General features: G+C 69.1%; 11 protein-coding genes. 4 read left to right on the top strand and 7 right to left on the bottom strand.

The annotated features are described in order from the left end of the window. Positions 1-78 precede the first annotated feature (78 nt). The 4 genes from DBO33_RS43765 to DBO33_RS00500 form a co-directional block, all read right to left on the bottom strand. Positions 79-4,665 (bottom strand): alpha-(1->3)-arabinofuranosyltransferase domain-containing protein, encoded by a 4,587-nt coding sequence (locus tag DBO33_RS43765; RefSeq protein ID WP_107653287.1) that lies wholly within the window; start codon positions 4,663-4,665, stop codon positions 79-81. Between the two features lie 4 nt (positions 4,666-4,669). Continuing rightward, positions 4,670-4,840 (bottom strand): DUF2613 domain-containing protein, encoded by a 171-nt coding sequence (locus DBO33_RS00510; protein ID WP_083894819.1) that lies wholly within the window; start codon positions 4,838-4,840, stop codon positions 4,670-4,672. Between the two features lie 163 nt (positions 4,841-5,003). Next, positions 5,004-6,098, bottom strand: a complete 1,095-nt coding sequence (locus tag DBO33_RS00505; protein WP_107653286.1) for an isochorismate synthase — start codon at positions 6,096-6,098, stop codon at positions 5,004-5,006. A 176-nt stretch (positions 6,099-6,274) separates the two neighbouring features. Continuing rightward, complete coding sequence (locus DBO33_RS00500) at positions 6,275-6,763, bottom strand: universal stress protein (protein ID WP_107653285.1); 489 nt, start codon at positions 6,761-6,763, stop codon at positions 6,275-6,277. 98 nt (positions 6,764-6,861) lie between these two features. On the opposite strand from DBO33_RS00500, the gene DBO33_RS00495 reads away from it, so the two are divergent. The 3 genes from DBO33_RS00495 to DBO33_RS00485 all read left to right on the top strand — a co-directional run bounded on the left by DBO33_RS00495 (position 6,862) and on the right by DBO33_RS00485 (position 9,979). After that, positions 6,862-8,025 carry a glycoside hydrolase family 3 N-terminal domain-containing protein gene (locus DBO33_RS00495; RefSeq protein ID WP_107653284.1) on the top strand — a complete coding sequence of 388 codons (1,164 nt, stop codon included), beginning with the start codon at positions 6,862-6,864 and terminating at the stop codon, positions 8,023-8,025. A gap of 89 nt (positions 8,026-8,114) precedes the next feature. Further along, on the top strand, positions 8,115-8,714 hold the full coding sequence (locus DBO33_RS00490; RefSeq protein ID WP_107653283.1) for a TetR/AcrR family transcriptional regulator: 600 nt from the start codon (positions 8,115-8,117) through the stop codon (positions 8,712-8,714). 128 nt (positions 8,715-8,842) lie between these two features. Further along, the gene (locus DBO33_RS00485) at positions 8,843-9,979 is read left to right on the top strand and encodes a DUF5685 family protein (protein ID WP_107653282.1); all 1,137 of its coding nucleotides are present in this window, start codon (positions 8,843-8,845) and stop codon (positions 9,977-9,979) included. A 148-nt stretch (positions 9,980-10,127) separates the two neighbouring features. On the opposite strand, the gene DBO33_RS00480 is transcribed toward DBO33_RS00485, so the two are convergent. After that, entirely contained in the window at positions 10,128-10,997 is an 870-nt protein-coding gene (locus DBO33_RS00480; protein WP_107653281.1) for a MaoC family dehydratase, read from the bottom strand. After that, positions 10,994-12,352, bottom strand: coding sequence for a 3-oxoacyl-ACP reductase (locus tag DBO33_RS00475; protein ID WP_107653280.1), 1,359 nt, complete (start codon positions 12,350-12,352; stop codon positions 10,994-10,996). The genes DBO33_RS00480 and DBO33_RS00475 overlap by 4 nt, the downstream gene beginning before the upstream one ends. Positions 12,353-12,633: 281 nt before the next feature. Here DBO33_RS00475 and DBO33_RS00470 point away from each other — a divergent pair, with 281 nt between their 5' ends. Next, the gene (locus tag DBO33_RS00470; protein WP_107653279.1) at positions 12,634-13,956 is read left to right on the top strand and encodes an acetyl-CoA C-acetyltransferase; all 1,323 of its coding nucleotides are present in this window, start codon (positions 12,634-12,636) and stop codon (positions 13,954-13,956) included. Between the two features lie 56 nt (positions 13,957-14,012). Here the strand turns inward: DBO33_RS00470 and DBO33_RS00465 are convergent, their stop codons facing one another. After that, the gene (locus DBO33_RS00465; RefSeq protein ID WP_107653278.1) at positions 14,013-15,767 is read right to left on the bottom strand and encodes an SDR family oxidoreductase; all 1,755 of its coding nucleotides are present in this window, start codon (positions 15,765-15,767) and stop codon (positions 14,013-14,015) included. Positions 15,768-15,978: the final 211 nt, after the last annotated feature.

Below are 15,978 nucleotides of genomic sequence, written 5' to 3'. Positions count from 1 at the left end.
GCGGCGCGACATCGGTCGCGCGGGTCAGGTCGTAGACGAAACCGCATTCGGCACATTCCCTCACGCGGCGTCACATTATCAACGAGGTCCGTTGCGGCGCAGCCCGAATGGCCGAGGCGGCGGCAGTGCGGCGACGCCGACGGCGATCACCGCGAGGACTGCGGGGAGTTGCGCCCACAGCGAGCCGCCCATGTAGCCGCCCGAGGCGCGCCACGGTCCGGTCGACAGGGCTGCTGCGGAGAGTGCCGTGCCGACGCCTGCGATGACTACGAGCGCTCGGGGTGTGACCTGTGGATAGAACCGGACGGCGGCGAGAACTACTGCGGTGACGATGGTTCCGACCGGACCGGCGATCAGCGTTGCTGCTGCCGCGAGGCCGAGTGCCCCGAGCCAGCGGGTGCCCCACGTTCGTGGCGTGGAATCCGGCACGTGGGCAACAGCATCCGTGCTGATGGTGGTCGAGTTGGAGAGAGCCGAGGCATCGACGGTGGGGGTGGCCGAGCCTGAGATGGCTGCGGCATCCGACGATGCGGTATCGAGGTCGGGCGTTGCGGGGGCTGCGGCGGCGGGTGCCGTGCCGGCGGTCTCGGGCGCGATGTTGAGCTCGGCGCCAACCGGTTTCGCGGTGGTGCGGGCGCGCCGCGGAATCGCCAGAGCTATCAGCGGCAGGAGCAGCAGGAGTCCGCCGAAGATGCCGAGGCGGTACCAGCGGTCGATAGGGAACGACACGGTGACGGGACCGGTGGCGCCGGGCGGCAGCAGCCAGGCTTGCTGCCAGCCGTCGATCACCACCGGATCGAGGGTCTTCCCGTCGGAAGTTGTTGCCTGCCAACCTACATTAGTACTCAGCGGCAGCACGAGGACGCGGGTGCCGGACGACTGCGCGGCCGGTGCGGCGAGCCCGGTGCGGTCGAGGCGGAGCCGGTCGACGAAGAACAGGTCGGTCGGCCCGACGGTGACGTCGGCGCGACCCTGCGAAAGTCCGAGCGCACCGGAATCGGGCTGCGGCGAAGCGTCCTCCGCGCAGACGCGTGCGGGAACGGGAGCGCCGGAGCGTAGTTCAGCCGCGGTCGCGGTGACGGTGGTGCGCCGTAGTTGTCCGTCGATGTTGATGGTCGGGCCGATTTCGCACGGGACGGTGATCTCCCGGTCGAGCGCCGCGGGCGCGGGATAGTCCGGGCCGAGCACCGACACCTCGGCCAGTCCCGCAGGCTGCGCGAGCACGAAACCCATTGCCGTCCGGTCCAGGACGGGCTGCCAGTCCCGGATGCTCAGCTCGATGCGATCGGTCACGGTGGGGTGCAGCGAGATTCGGGCCGGCGCACCTGCGGTGCTCTTGTCCAGCTCACGAACTTGGGGGCCGTCACCGAGGTTGACCACCACCGAGGTGGGTGCGGCGGGCAGGCCGCCGAGCGACGGGGTCAGCTCCAGTCCGGTCACCAGCGTGGGGGCGGGCAGCTCGATCGTCAGGGTGGGTTTGGCGCCGGTCAGTACCCGCACCGAGTCCTCGGGCGCGGTCCAACTGGTGCGCGGATCGCCATCGGTGGCGGCGAACGCGGCGCCACGCAGGTCTCCGACGTCGGCCTTGCCCCTGGCGACCGGGCGGTCGTGGTCGGTGAGCAGCGCCTCCAGTGCGGGACCCTGCCGGGTCCGGACGGTCAGCTCCGGCGTGACGGACATGGGTTCGGGCACCGACAGCGTGCGTTGAAAGTTGCCCGGTTCCTCGGGTGCCAACGCGAGACCCTTGCTGCAGCGCACTCGGTCCGGCGAATCGAAACAGGCACTGCGCCCGGGGAATTCCTGCCCGAGATCCCAAGCCTGGATCTGCGCACCCGCCGGGGTCGGCGGAAGCACGGTCCGGTGCCGGATGTCGACGGGGACCGGCTGATCACGGACGGAGTAGTCGTCGAGCGCGATCTCGCTGATGCCGAACTGTCCACCGCGCTTGCCGTTTTCGGTGCGGATGGCGGTGATGGTGATCCACTGTGTCTTGCCCGCTGGCAGCGAAACCGACACCGGCGTACCGGGTTCGGTAATGCGGGTACCCACGGTGCCGTTGGCGGTGCGCACCTCGACCCACTTCACCGGATCGCCGATGGCGGCCGCGCTGGTGCTGAAGCTCAGCTGGCCGACCCGGATCGGCTGGTCCAGATCGAGTCGTAGCCATTGCCCGAGCGCGGGTTCGGAACCGTTGCTGATCCACGCGGTGGCCGGATCTCCGTCGACGACGGCCGCGGTAGAGCTGCCCGGCGCTGCGCCACCCAGCTGGGTGGCGTCGGCGGCCGAACTGGACGCGGTGACGGTCGCGCCCGTCCATTCCCCGCGCACCAGGTCGGTGCCGGGCACCGGGTAGTCGGGCACCAGGTTGTGGGTGCGGCGGGCGTCGTCGGGCGCACGCAGCGCGGAGTTGTGGTTGTCGACGCGACCGAAGTCGGATTCCCGGTCCATCGGGGTGTCGGTGACGGTCAACGGTCCGATCGGCAGTCCGGCGCGCCTCGCGTCGGCGGCCAGCATGGCGGGCGTCTCGGTGCTGCCCGGATCGCGGTGCAGGCGTTCGAGCACTTCGGGCCCGCCCTGCACCACGGGTAACGCGTCGAGCGGCACCGTGTACGCGCCGGGGAACGACGGCGGCGCACCGGTTCCGCTGCGCACCTCGGCCGGTGTGCCGGGCGTCGGCGTCTGCACCCGGTAGATCTCGACCGCCGGGTAGGCAGGCCGTAGATCACCGTCCGCAACGAGATCCTCAGCGATGACCGCGGATTCGATCGGCGCACCGAACTCCGCGACCTTGGCCAGGCCGGGGGATCCGTCGATCGCCCGGTGCGCCAGCATCGGCCGGGTCGATCGCGATGTCTCGGCATCGAGATCGTTGCGCAACACCAGGATTCCGATGCCCTGCCCGGCCAGGGTCGCCGCGAGTCCGTTCGACGGTCTGCCGTCGGCGATCAGTCGCTGCACCGAATCCATCGCGCGGATGGTGCCCGGCGGGTTCAGCGGCACGGCGTCGCGGACCGCCCACGGCGTGCTCGCCAACGCCTGCAACGGTTCGTCGCGCGTCAGTCCCCAGACCTGACTGCCGAAGGGGGCACCGGGCACGATCAGCGCCCTGGTGTCGGAAGCGTTGTCCTGCAACCAGTCCGCCGTCTGCTGCCAATACGCGGGCACCTTGTCGTAGGCGCCGCGCGGGGCCAGTTTGCCGGTCCAGGCCAGCGAGGTGGACAGGGCCAGGGCGGTGAGGATCAGCGCGGCCACCGCGACGGCACGATCCCGCTCCGGATGCGCGAACGCGCTGCGCCACACCGGCATCGGCACCGAGGCGGGCAGCGGCACCCGGGCCAGCAGCTGGGCGAGGCCGAGCACCAAGGGAATTCGGATCAGCGGTTCCAGCTTGTGCACATTGCGCAGCGGTGCCCCACCGGAATCCAGGAACAGCCGCACCGATTCCGCGAATGGCCCGCCCAGTTCACCGACGTAGCCGGCGCAGATGCCGACCAGGCCGACGCACAGGATCAGCGTCAACCGGCCGCGGTACGGCATGGACCGCATCGCCAGTCCGGCCATGCCCGCCGCCGCGAGCAGCCCGGTCGCGAGCACCGCCGCGGGCTGGGTCACCAACACTGCACCGGCGATGCGCTCGGGCGAGACGAACGGCGTCCAACTGTCCGTGCCGCGCAGCACCTCGGCGAGCGAGGCCCACTGCGTTGTCACACCGGAGGATTCGATGTAATCCAGGAACGGCGGGCTCACCTTGCCGAGCAACAGCAGCGGCACCGCCCACCAGAACGTGGCGAGCACGAGCAGCGGCACCCAGGCCATGGTGAAGCGCCACCACTGCTTGTTCGGCCGATACGACGCCCACCACAGCAGCGCGGGCAGGAACGCCGCGACCGTGGCGACGGCATTGACCGACCCCATCAGCGCCAGTGCCAGCGCGCTGCCTGCCGCCGATTCGGCACCACCGCGCCGCCCGCGTTGCGTCGGCCGATCGGCGCCCGCGTCGGTCCCGGCCCGCGCAGGGCCGTCACCTCGCGACGAACCGGAATCCGGCGCGTGCGCTGCCCTGCGAATCGCGTCCGAGTCCCGCCGAACACCACCTGGATCGACCGTTCGCCGTCGATTCCGATAGCGGATGCCCAGCGCCGCTGGTGCCAGCAACACCCAAGGCGCCAGCATCATCGGCAGCGTCTCGGACGAGATGGAGCCGAGCGTGGTGAGCACCCGTGGAGACAGCGCGAACGCGGTCGCGGCGATGATGCGGGAGCCGCGGGTGCCGATGCCGAGGGTCTCGCAGAGCCGGATGATGCCCCAGAACCCGGCGATGAGCAGCAGCGCCCACCAGATGCGCTGGGTGGCCCAGGCGGGCAGGCCGAGCACATGGCCGAGCGAGAAGAACGTGCCGTGCGGGAAGAAGTATCCGTAAGCCTGGTTCTGCACCTGGCCCATCGGGGCCTGGCTGCTCCACAGGTGGCTGGCGCGTTCGAGGAAACCCAGCGGGTTCTGCGCCAGGTCGTACTTGGTGTCGGCGACCGTGCGTCCCGGCGCCTGCAGGAAGGTCAGCAGGAACGCCGCGAGCACCGTCCCGGCGAACCAGCGTCTACCGAGCGGCGCGGTGTTGTGCCGCCGCGCCGCCGGTCCGAGCGAGTCGGTGGGTGAAGCGGGGGTCAGCGGCTCAGCGACTGCCGTACTCGACGTTGTTCAGCAACGAGGAGTCCTTGTCGCCGCTGCGGTCGATGTCGGGACGCGAGTTCTGCTGCACCGCCACCGTGACGAGGAGCACCGCGATCACGCCGAGTACGGCGCCGCCGACAGCACTCGCAACACCAGGAACAGCAAACTTCATTGCGGCACTCCAATACATCGATGCAGGCACATTCCCGGTCAACCTAGCAGCCCGCAACCGTATCCGGTGCGTTCAGCCCGCCGATTGTCGGTCGGCAGTCCGGTTGAGGCGGCGATCACCGGGGATTCCGGGTGCTATCAACGGCCCGGCCGAGCGCGCCGGCTCAGTGTGCGGGGATGGCGCAGTGCAGCCCGCCGAGCAGGGTGCGGAGCTTGGCCGTGGTTTCGTCGAGCTCGGTTTTCGGGTCCGAGGCGGCGACGATGCCGCCGCCCGCGTAGGCGTGCACGGTGCGTCCGTCGGCCGACAGTTCCGCGCAGCGGATGGCGACCACCCACGAGCCGTCGCCCCGCGCATCGCACCAGCCGACCGCGCCACCATAGAAACCGCGGTCCTCCTCCAGATCGGCGATGGTGTCGAGCGCGAGGTCGGTCGGGGTGCCGCAGACGGCGGGCGTGGGATGCAGCAACAGTGCCAGTTCGAGCGCGGTGGTCGCGGGGTCGCGCAGCCGCCCGGTGATGGGGGTGGCGAGATGCCAGACCTCGGGCGTGCTGATCAGTTCCGGACCGTCGGGGATGCACAGCTCGGCGCAGACCGGGCCGAGTTTCTCCCGGATCCACTCGATGACGAAGGCATGCTCGGCGCGATTCTTGGTGCTGGACAGCAGCTCTCGGGCCTGGACGGCATCGGCACCCGGGTCGGCGAGCCTGGGCATTGTGCCGGCCAACGGGCGTAGCGTGACCGTCTCGCCGTGCCGGGCGATCAGCACCTCGGGCGTGGCACCGACCAGCGTCGCACCTGTTCGCCCGGCGGGGGACAGGTCGACGGCGAACACATTGGCGTGTGGGTGCCTGGCCAGCAGGTGGGCCGCGACGAGCTCGGGGTCCAATGCGGCGGACGCCTCGGCCATCACCGACCGGGCGGCGACCACCTTTTGCAGTGGTTGTGCCGGATCGTTCAGCTGCTCAACGAGTTTCGTCACGCGCGCGATATGTTCAGCGGCACTGGGGATTTCGGTCACGAACTGGACGGCGGGCAGGTCGGGAAGGGCGGCGGGCCGCCACGGCCCCGCCATGTGCCGCGCGTGTTCGGGCACCGTCAGCGCGGCAGGCCTGCGCGGATCGAACGGCAACGCGCCGACGATCAGCTCAGCGGTGCCGTCCCGCAGCGCGGCGATCGCGGGCTCCGCCTCGTCGAAGGCGGCGCGGCTCCCGGACGTCCGGACCACCCCATCCGGCTGAGCAAGCAGGAATCCATCCATAGTCCTTCGACCCTAACCCCGCCCCCACCCCCGAAACCCGCTCCGTGAGCGCCCTCACGAAGCGACCTCGCCAACCCTCGATCGCGACGTGACCGCGCTACGCGGCTGTGTCTTCGGTTCGCTCGCTCACGGGGAAGCGACCTTGCCAATGCGCTTGGCCGCGTGGCCGCCCGCACCTACCCAGTTTTGGCAGCGGGTTCCTTGCCCGGCGGAACCATGAGGACCGGGCGATGACAGTGCTTGAGGACCGCGTCGGCGACGCTGCTGTGCATCAGTGCGCGAATGCCGGTGGCTCCCCTGGTGCCCGCCACGATGATGTCGACGTCCAGGTCATCGGCGCATTCGACGATGGCATTCCAGATGGTCGTCGTGCATTCGGCGGTGCGCGCCTCGGCATTGAGCCCGGCGAGCTTGGCCAGCCGGACGCCCTCGGTGTTGATGGTGCGGGCGTCGACGTAGGCGACGTCCTCGATCTCGTCGTCGGGCACCCATTCCGGCTGCATCACCCCGGACAGTCCGGACAGGCGGGCGGCTTGGCGCACCATCGGCTCCCACGCGGTGAGCACGATCGCTCTGTTCGCGCTGAGGAACCGCCCGGCGTATTCGATGGCCCGCTTGGCGTTCTCGGACCCATCGTAGGCAATGAGCATCAGATCGCAGGGCACGATGACCTCCTGGTGGGAGACTCACGGCTATTGAACAAGGCTACCCTGGCCGAGCCCGGCCTACTTGCTGGCGCGCGGGATCAGTACGGTTTACTTCCATGCGGAAGACGCCCCTGCTCGTGCTCGCCGTGCTGGCCGCCGTCGCGACCGCCTGCTCGTCCGGCGGTGGCGCCGACCCGACGCCGTCGCAAGCGGCGTCGCCCGAGTCGACGTCCGAATCATCAACGCAGGCAACAACATCCGCGAAGCCGGATTGCACGGCCGGATATCTCGGGCAGTTCACGCTGCGGCAGAAGCTGGCGCAGCTGTTGACCGTCGGCGTCACCGGCGCCGACGACGCCGCGAATGTGGTGGGCACCGAACAGGTCGGCGGCATCTTCGTCGGCGGCTGGACCGACCTGACGCTGCTGAGCGACGGCAGCCTCGAGCAGATCAAGCAGTCGGCCAAGGTGCCGCTCATGGTGACCATCGACGAGGAAGGCGGCCGCGTCTCCCGGGTGAAGAACCTGATCGGCGCCGCGCCCTCGGCCAGGGCCACCGTCGACGCGATGACCGCCGAACAGTTCCACGACGCCACCCTGACCAGGGGCCGCGCGCTGAAGGACCTCGGTGTGACGGTGAACTTCGCCCCCGACGTCGATGTGAGCGCCCAGCCCGCCGATTCCGTCATCGGCGACCGCTCCTTCTCCGACGATCCCGCCGTGGTCACCCGCTACGCCGACGCCTACATCCGCGCCATGCGTGAGGTCGGCGTGGGCACCGTGCTCAAGCACTTCCCCGGCCACGGGTCCGGCTCGGGCGATTCGCACCGCGGCGCGGTCCGCACACCACCGCTGGACAGCATGCAGACCGTCGATCTCGTCCCGTTCCGCGCGCTGATCGGTTCCGGCGCGGGCGTGATGGTCGGTCACCTCGACGTCCCCGGCCTCACCACCCCCGACGTGCCCGCGAGCATCAGCCCCCAGGTGATGACGCTGCTGCGGGAGGGCCGTGGTTACGGCGCCGCCCCGTTCCAGGGGCCGATCTTCACCGATGACCTGGGCGGCATGGCCGCGATCACCAACCGGCTGTCCATCGCGGACGCGGTGGAGGCCGCGCTGGTCGCCGGCGCGGACAACGCGCTGTGGATCACCACCGACGCGGTGCCCAGCGTGCTCGATCAGCTGGAGCAGGCGGTGGCAGCGGGCCGCTTGCCCGCCGCGCAGGTGGACGCGTCGGTGCTACGGATGGCGGCGTTCAAGGGCGCGCTGCCGCGCTGCTGAGGCCCGGTTCCCGCGACTGATGAGCAAATGCGACCCGCGGAACTTACCTTGGAGTAATATGTGAACTTCACCGTGCGGTAGGAGAGTGGATGGCGGGCGGAACGAAGCGACTTCCTCGAGCGGTTCGTGAGCAGCAGATGCTCGATGCCGCGGTCGAGGTGTTCTCGCGGAAGGGCTTCCACGATACGTCGATGGATGCCATCGCCGCCGAGGCCAAGATATCGAAGCCGATGCTGTACCTGTACTACGGCTCCAAGGACGAACTGTTCCGCGCCTGCATCCAGCGCGAGGGTCTGCGCTTCATCGAATCGGTGGTGCCCGCAGGAAACCCCCAGCTGACGCCGCACGAACAGGTGCGGGTCGCGCTGGAGGGCTTCCTCGGCTTCGTGGACCGCAACCGGCGCTCCTGGCAGGTGCTCTATCGGCAGGCGATCGGTCAGCAGGCGTTCGCGTCGGAGATCGAGAACGCCCGCGAGCGCGTCATCGAATTGACCGCCAAGCTGCTGGAATCCAGCGCCAAACACCCTGAGCCCGGCACCAATTTCGACATTGTCGCGGCCGCCGTGATCGGTGCGGGCGAGGCCATCGCGGACCGGGTGGCCAGCGGCCGGATCGAGGTGGCCGAGGCGGTCGACCTGCTCGACGATCTCGCGTGGCGCGGTCTGGCCGGGCGCAAGAAGGCGGAGTAACTCCGGCTCGCCACTGTGGCGGAAGTGGCGGGTACCGGTTGCCGTGCCGTTAACGGCCTGCCAGAGTGCGGTGATCAACAAGTACAGACCGGCTCTGCGCGGAACGGGCCGGGGAGAACGGGGCGGAATTGTTCGGGTTGCTCAGGCCGTGTGCGCACGGCGCGGCGAAGTACGGCATCGATGCGGCCGAGTGGCGCACACATATGTGCGGGCTGTGTCTGGGGCTGCGGGACGAGCACGGGCAATTGGCCCGTGCGACAACGAATGTCGATGCGATCGTGCTGAGCATGCTCACCGAGGCACAGTCCGCGGGCGCGGTCGAGCGCAGCACGGCGGGGCGGTGTGCCCTGCGCGGCATGCAACGCGCGTCGGTCGCGGCCGCGAATTCGCCGGGTGTGCGACTGGCCACCACCGCGTCACTGTTGCTGGCGTCGGCTAAGGTCCGCGACCATGTGGACGACGGCGACGCGTCCGCCCTGGCTCGCACGCCGATGGCGAAGGCGGCGAGCCGCTGGGCCGGGCAGGCGCGGTTGAGCGCACAGCGCATCGGGTTGGATGTCGAACCTCTCGTCGCCGCGTTGAGCGCACAGACGGGGTTGGAGCAGGCGGCGACGGCCGGTGGGACGGATTCGCTGGCGCGATTGACCGAGCCGACCCAGCTCTGCGCGTCCGAGTTCTTCGCGCACACAGCGGTTTTGGCGGAGCGCCCGGCCAATGTCGACGCATTGCGCGCCGCCGGTTGGCAATTCGGCCGGATCGCGCACCTGGCCGATGCCGTGCAGGACTACGAGCAGGACCTGGCCCGCGGCCGGTTCAATCCGCTCGCCGCCACCGGAACGACCATGCCGCAGGCGTATGACCTACTGCGGGAATCGGATTCACGGCTGCGCGAAGCAGTAACGGAAGCCGAGCTCGATGCCGTCCCCACGGTGCGCTGGATGCTGCTCGACCCGCTGGCCGGCGTGCTGCGCCGACTCGGCCGCGGGATCGGCACGGTAGCCGGCCACAGCTGCGGGATCTCGCACGACAGCACCGACGTGCGGATGAGCGCGCGGCGCACCCGGCATCGTCGTCCGGGTATCGGCGAGTCGCTGGCCCTCATCGTCGGCGGGTACTGCACCGGGTACGCCTGCTGTGCCGACCACACCCAGCCGTGCACCGGCGAACGCAAGGACGCCTGGATGAAGAACTGCAATGGCGACTGTGGCTGTGGTGGCTGCGAGAACTGTAACTGCGATTGCTGCGGCTGCGACTGCAGCTGCTGACCGGCACCCGACGCGCACCGACCTCTCCCGGCACGGGAGAACTTCGTCGACAGTTTCCTGTAAGGCAGGCGAAAACATGCGTGGCGCAGGGTAATTCAACGCACGGAGCCGCACCCGAACGAGGGTGCGGCTCCGGCAGTCGAGTGCGTCAGCGCAGTGTCGCGGTGAGGTGCGGGAACCCCTTCTTCGGGTTCAGCACGGCCAGATCCCAGCCGCCGGCCACCTGATCCGCATACACGTTCACCGTCGACGGCAGGAAGATCGGCTTGCCGAACTTCACCGAGTAGGTGGTCTTGCCCGGTACCCGGCCCTCGACCGTGCCGATCAGGTGCGCGGCCGACCACATGCCGTGCGCGATCGGCTTCGGGAACCCGAAAGCCTTGGCGCCCAACGCCGAGGTGTGGATCGGGTTGTGATCACCCGAGGCCGCGGCGTACTGGTTGATCGTCTTCTGATCGACCCGCCAGGTGCGCAGCGGCGGCGGCGGCACCTCTTCCGGCTTGGGCTCCGGCTTGGGCCCGCCCGAGAGCGAGGTGCGCTGCTGGTGCAGGAAGGTGGTGACCTGCCGCCACACCAGCTCGCGGCCGACGCTGATCTCGGTGATCGCGTCCACCAGCAGCCCCTTCGGGTGCTCCCGCAAGTTCTCGATGTGCGCCTTGATGTCCAGCGGCTCGCTCACCGAGATGTCGCGGGTCCGCTCGATCACGTTCTCCGCGTGCACCGCACCGACCGCGACGAACGGAAAGTCGCGCTGCACAACGAGTTGCATCACGATCGGGAAGGTGAGGATGAACGGGTAGGTCAGCGGCAGCGCATCGCCGAACCGCAGCCCGGTGGCCCGGCAGTACGCGGCCAGATGATCCGGATCGACCTGCAGGCCGTCGAGCTTGCTCGCCCGATCCGGCAGCGTCGGCTTACGCGCCGAAACCAGCGGCAGCGGAACCGCTCCCAGCGCGGCCTTCAGATACAGCGGGCCGTTCTTGGGTGTTTCGGTGAGCGAGATGAGTTCGGTCATCATGCTCCGATCAGGCTCTGCCCGCAGACGCGAACCACGTTGCCGGTCACCGCGTTCGACGCCGGGCTGGCGAAGTAGGCGATGGTCTCGGCGACGTCGACGGTCTGCCCGCCCTGCAGCAGCGAGCTCATCAGCCTGCCCGCCTCGCGGGTGGCCAGCGGGATGGCGGCGGTCATCGCGGTTTCGATGAAGCCGGGCGCCACCGCGTTGATGGTGATGCCCTTCTCCGCCAGCTTCGGCGCCTCGGCGTCGACCATGCCGATGACACCGGCCTTGGATGTGCCGTAGTTGGTCTGGCCGCGGTTGCCCGCGATGCCCGCGATGGAGGACACGTCGATCACCCGGCCGCCCTCCTTCAGCGCGCCACGGGCGACCAGGCCCTCGGTGATTCGGTGCGGTGCCGCGAGATTGACGTTGAGCACCGAGTTCCACCGGCCGTCGTCCATGTTGGCGAGCAGCTTGTCCCTGGTGATGCCCGCGTTGTGCACCACGATGTCGATGCCGCCGAAGCGCTCGGTGGCGAACTCGGCCAGCTTCTCCGCGGCGTCGGGCGCGGTCACGTCCAGCGCCAGTGCGGTGCCGCCGACCTTGTTCGCGGTCTGCGACAGCGCCTCACCGGCGGCCGGGATGTCCGCGACGATCACCGTCGCGCCGTCGCGGGCGAACACCTCGGCGATGGTCGCGCCGATGCCGCGCGCGGCGCCGGTGACCACGGCGACCTTGCCCTCCAGCGGGCGGTCCCAGCTGGTCGGCGGAGTGGCGTCGTCCTTGCCGACCCGGATGACCTGGCCGTCGACGAAGGCCGACTTGGCCGAGAGCAGGAAGCGCAGCGTCGACTCCAGGCCGGACGCGCCCGCGGCGGCCTCCGGGTGCAGGTACACCAGCTGGGCGGTGGCGCCGCGCAGCAGCTCCTTGGCCACCGAGCGGGTGAAGCCCTCGAGCGCGCGCTGCGCGATCTGCTCGTCCACGCTCGACGTCAGCTCGGGGGTGGTGCCGATGACGACGATGCGCCCGGACGCGGCGATGGTGCGCATGGCGGGCTGGAAGAATTCGTAGAGCTGGGACAGGTCTTCGATGGACCCGATGCCGGTCGCGTCGAACACCAGCGCGCCGAGCTTCGTTCCCGCGCTGGGCGAGTCGACGAAGGTGTAGTCCGACAGTAGGGCGCGCACCGGCTCGGCGACCCGGCCCTTACCGCCGAGCAGCACGGGGCCGGGCAGGGCGGGCTCGCCCTGCTTGTAGCGACGCAGATTCTCCGGCTGCGGCAGTCCCAGCTTGCTCGCCAGGAACTGACCGGGGGCCGAGTGGACGAACGATCCGTAGAGGTTGGGAGCACCCTTACTCTTGCTGGCTGCCACTGTTCCTACCTTTTCTGTGTTGACAGGCGGCGTGCACGGTCCCTGGCGAGGTTACGCAAGCTAACCCGTCACCGACTCTCGCTCACGCCGCGATGTTCAGTTCTCGGGTCTGGTGGTACCCGGCAGTGGACCGCTGGCACACATTTGCGGGTACGGTGTCGACATTAAACTTACTCCAGAGTAAGTTTAATGTAAACCAATCGCGACGGGGCGCCGATCTGTGGAGATTTCCACGCGGACTCCGGAGCGCCGAACATCCCCAACGAGACCTGGAGACTCGAGTGACAACCAAATCCCGTTCGGCGAAGAGCACCGCCAAGACCGGTAAGACCACCCGCCCGGTCGCGATCGTGGGCGGCAACCGGATTCCGTTCGCTCGCTCCGACAAGGCGTACGCGCACGCCTCCAACCAGGACATGTTCACCGCCGCGCTGGACGGCCTGGTCAGCCGTTTCGGCCTGCAGGGCGAGCGGCTCGGCATGGTGGTCGGCGGCGCCGTACTGAAGCGGGTCGGCGAGCACGGCATGATCCGCGAGAGCGTGCTCGGCAGCAAGCTCAGCCCGTACACCCCGGCCCACGATCTGCAGCTGGCCTGCGGCACCGGTCTCCAGGCCGTCGTCACCGTGGGTGACGCGATTGCCCAGGGCCGCATCGAGGCCGGCGTCGGCGGCGGTACCGACACCACCTCGGACGCCCCGATCGGCGTCAGCGAGGGCATGCGCGAATGGATGCTCGACGCCAACCGCGCCAAGACCAACAAGGACCGGCTCAAGCTGGTCGGCCAGCTGCGTCCGGGCATGCTCGGCATCGAGATCCCGCGCAACGCCGAGCCGCGCACCGGGCTGTCCATGGGTGAGCACGCCGCCATCACCGCCAAGGAATTCGCCGTGCCGCGCGAGGCCCAGGACGAGCTGGCCTACCTGTCGCACAAGAACATGGCGGCCGCCTACGATCGCGGTTTCTTCGACGACCTGGTCACCCCGTTCCTCGGGCTGACCCGCGACGACAACCTGCGTCCCGGCTCGACCGTGGAGAAGCTGGCCACCCTCAAGCCGGTGTTCGGCGTCAAGGCCGGTGACGCCACCATGACCGCGGGCAACTCCACCCCGCTGACCGACGGCGCCTCCACGGTGCTGCTGTCCAGCGAGGAATGGGCCACCGAGCGCAACCTGCCGGTGCTCGCCCACCTGGTCGACAGCGAGGTCGCGGCGGTCGACTACATCCACGGCCCGGACGGCCTGCTGATGGCGCCCACCTACGCGGTGCCGCGCATGCTCGCCCGAAACGGCCTGACCCTGCAGGACTTCGACTACTACGAGATCCACGAGGCGTTCGCCTCGGTGGTGCTCGCGACGCTCACCGCGTGGGAGTCCGACGCCTACTGCAAGGAGCGCCTCGGTCTCGACGGCGCGCTCGGCTCGATCGACCGCAGCAAGCTCAACGTCAACGGTTCTTCGCTGGCGGCGGGTCACCCGTTCGCCGCGACCGGCGGCCGCATCGTCGCCTCGACCGCGAAGATGCTGGCGGAGAAGGGATCCGGCCGCGCGCTGATCTCCATCTGTGCCGCCGGTGGACAGGGCGTCGTCGCCATCGTCGAGCGGTAGCGTCGTCAACAACTGACAGAAGGTGGCACCCGATCCTCGGGTGCCACCTTTTTCGGTCAGCGCACCAAACTGCCTCGGGCAGCGGCGAATCGAACCACGCCCGGTGCCAAGCGCCCGAAGACGTACTGCAGCCGGGCTTCCGGGGTCACCGGGACGACGTCCTTGTTTTTCCGCACCGCCCGCAGGATCTGCTTCGCAACCTTCTCCGGCCCGTAACCGCGCAACCGGTACAGCCGGTCGTAGAGCTGCTGTCTACGCTGCTCCTCCTCGGCCGAGACGCCGGACATGCGGGTGTTGCGCACGATGTCGGTGTGCACGATGCCGGGGCAGATGGTGCTGACACCGATTCCGCTGCTTGCCAATTCGGTGCGTAGGCAGTCGGAGAACATGAACACCGCGGCCTTACTCGTGGAGTACGCCGAGAAAGCCTGCTGCGGGGTGTAGGCGGCCATGCTGGACAGGTTGACGATGTGCCCGCCGAGTCCGCGCTCGGCCATCGGGCCCGCGAAGGCGCGGCAGCCGTTGACGACGCCGTGCAGGTTGACCGCGAGTACCCGGTCGAAATCGGCGGCGGAGGTGTCGAGGAATTTTCCGGCTTGCCCGATGCCCGCGTTGTTGATCAGGATGTCGGGCACACCGTGCTCGAGGATCACGCCATCGGCATGTTTGCGCACCGCCGACGCGTCGGAGACGTCCAGCTCGTAGGCGTGGCCGGTGCCACCCGCCTGCGCGATCAGCGCCACGGTCGCCTCCGCCGCGATCCCGTTGATGTCGGACACCACGACCTCGGCGCCCTCGCGCGCGAAGGCCAGCGCCGTCGCCCGGCCGATACCGCTACCGCCGCCGGTGATCACGACGAGTTGATCCTCGAACGGCTTGCGCGACAACCCCATCCGCGCCCGGCGCAGGGCTCGGGTTTGCGGCGCACCGGATACCGCGTCGATCAATTCGACGGCGGCCGAGGCGAGCAACTGCGGATGCGAGAACGGCAGCCAGTGCCCGCCTTTCACCACGCGCAGCCAGACCTGGTCGGCCCACCGGTCCTCGTCGGCGTAACTCGACTGCCGCACTGCGGGATCGCGGGTGCCGACGATGATCTGCGTAGGGACCGTGGTGAATTGGTCGCGGTCCCGCAGCGGATTCGCGGCCCACGTGGACCGGTAGATGCGCAGCCCGTTCGCCATGTCCTGCTTGAAGGTCGGCGCGAGGTGGATCTGCTCCGGCGGTGCGCCCTCGGTGGCGGAAAGCATGGCGCGCCAGCGCTGTTCGTTCATCCCCACCTTGATCGCGGCCTGTGGCAGTACCGGCAGTGCGAGCAAGGTCGAGTAGGCGAAGGAGCCGAGCTGGGCCAGTGGCAACGCGATATTGCGCGGTGTCGGCCGGGCGAGGCGGCTGCGTGCCCACTTGCTCGCGTGCGCGATGCTCGGCCCGGAGACCGAGGTGAATGACGCGATCAACCGTTGCGCGTCAGGGCGGCAGACGATTTCCCAGGTGGCGACGCTGCCCCAGTCGTGCGCGAGCACGTGCACCGGCTCGCCGCCGCCGAGTGCCTCGATCACCGCGACGTAGTCCGAGGCCAGCGTCGTGGTCGAAATGGCCGCTGTGCCCGACGGATTGGTCGATTCGCCGTGACCGCGATTATCCACGCTCAACAGCCGGAACCGCTCGGTGAGCTCGGGCAGGACGTTGTCCCACAGCCGATGGGAGTCCGGCCAGCCGTGCAGCAGCAGGATCGTCGGCCCGTCCGGATTGCCTTGTTCATAGACGGCGAGGTCGACCTCGCCGTTGCGGACCACATGCTTCTGGGCCATGGATTCACCCCACTATCCGGGCCGCGCGGGTCGCGGTCCGTGGACGTAGTTGTCCCACCCATTCTGTCTGAGACGGTGAGTTTCGGGTAGCCCCCGGGGGTCTCACGGCTTGCTCGCCGTTGCTGTGAGTTATCTCATTCGGTGCGGTTCGCCTTTTTGCTCCCATTTGCCGTGTTAAACGTCCGAGTTTGTAGCTACTAGCTCGCAACTT

The sequence above is a fragment of the Nocardia suismassiliense genome (genome assembly GCF_900269665.1).
Lineage (GTDB): Bacteria > Actinomycetota > Actinomycetes > Mycobacteriales > Mycobacteriaceae > Nocardia > Nocardia suismassiliense.
The sequence above is the reverse complement of the archived record's forward strand: the minus strand, read 5'-3'. Positions and strand labels throughout refer to the sequence as shown.

Bases quoted from the DNA above. Each gene is read 5' to 3' on its own strand.
- DBO33_RS00480 (WP_107653281.1), bottom strand. From the start codon at position 10,997: ATGATGACCGAACTCATCTCGCTCACCGAAACACCCAAGAACGGCCCG.
- DBO33_RS00495 (WP_107653284.1), top strand. From the start codon at position 6,862: ATGCGGAAGACGCCCCTGCTCGTGCTCGCCGTGCTGGCCGCCGTCGCG.
- DBO33_RS00465 (WP_107653278.1), bottom strand. From the start codon at position 15,767: ATGGCCCAGAAGCATGTGGTCCGCAACGGCGAGGTCGACCTCGCCGTC.
- DBO33_RS00510 (WP_083894819.1), bottom strand. From the start codon at position 4,840: ATGAAGTTTGCTGTTCCTGGTGTTGCGAGTGCTGTCGGCGGCGCCGTA.
- DBO33_RS00490 (WP_107653283.1), top strand. From the start codon at position 8,115: ATGGCGGGCGGAACGAAGCGACTTCCTCGAGCGGTTCGTGAGCAGCAG.
- DBO33_RS00505 (WP_107653286.1), bottom strand. From the start codon at position 6,098: ATGGATGGATTCCTGCTTGCTCAGCCGGATGGGGTGGTCCGGACGTCC.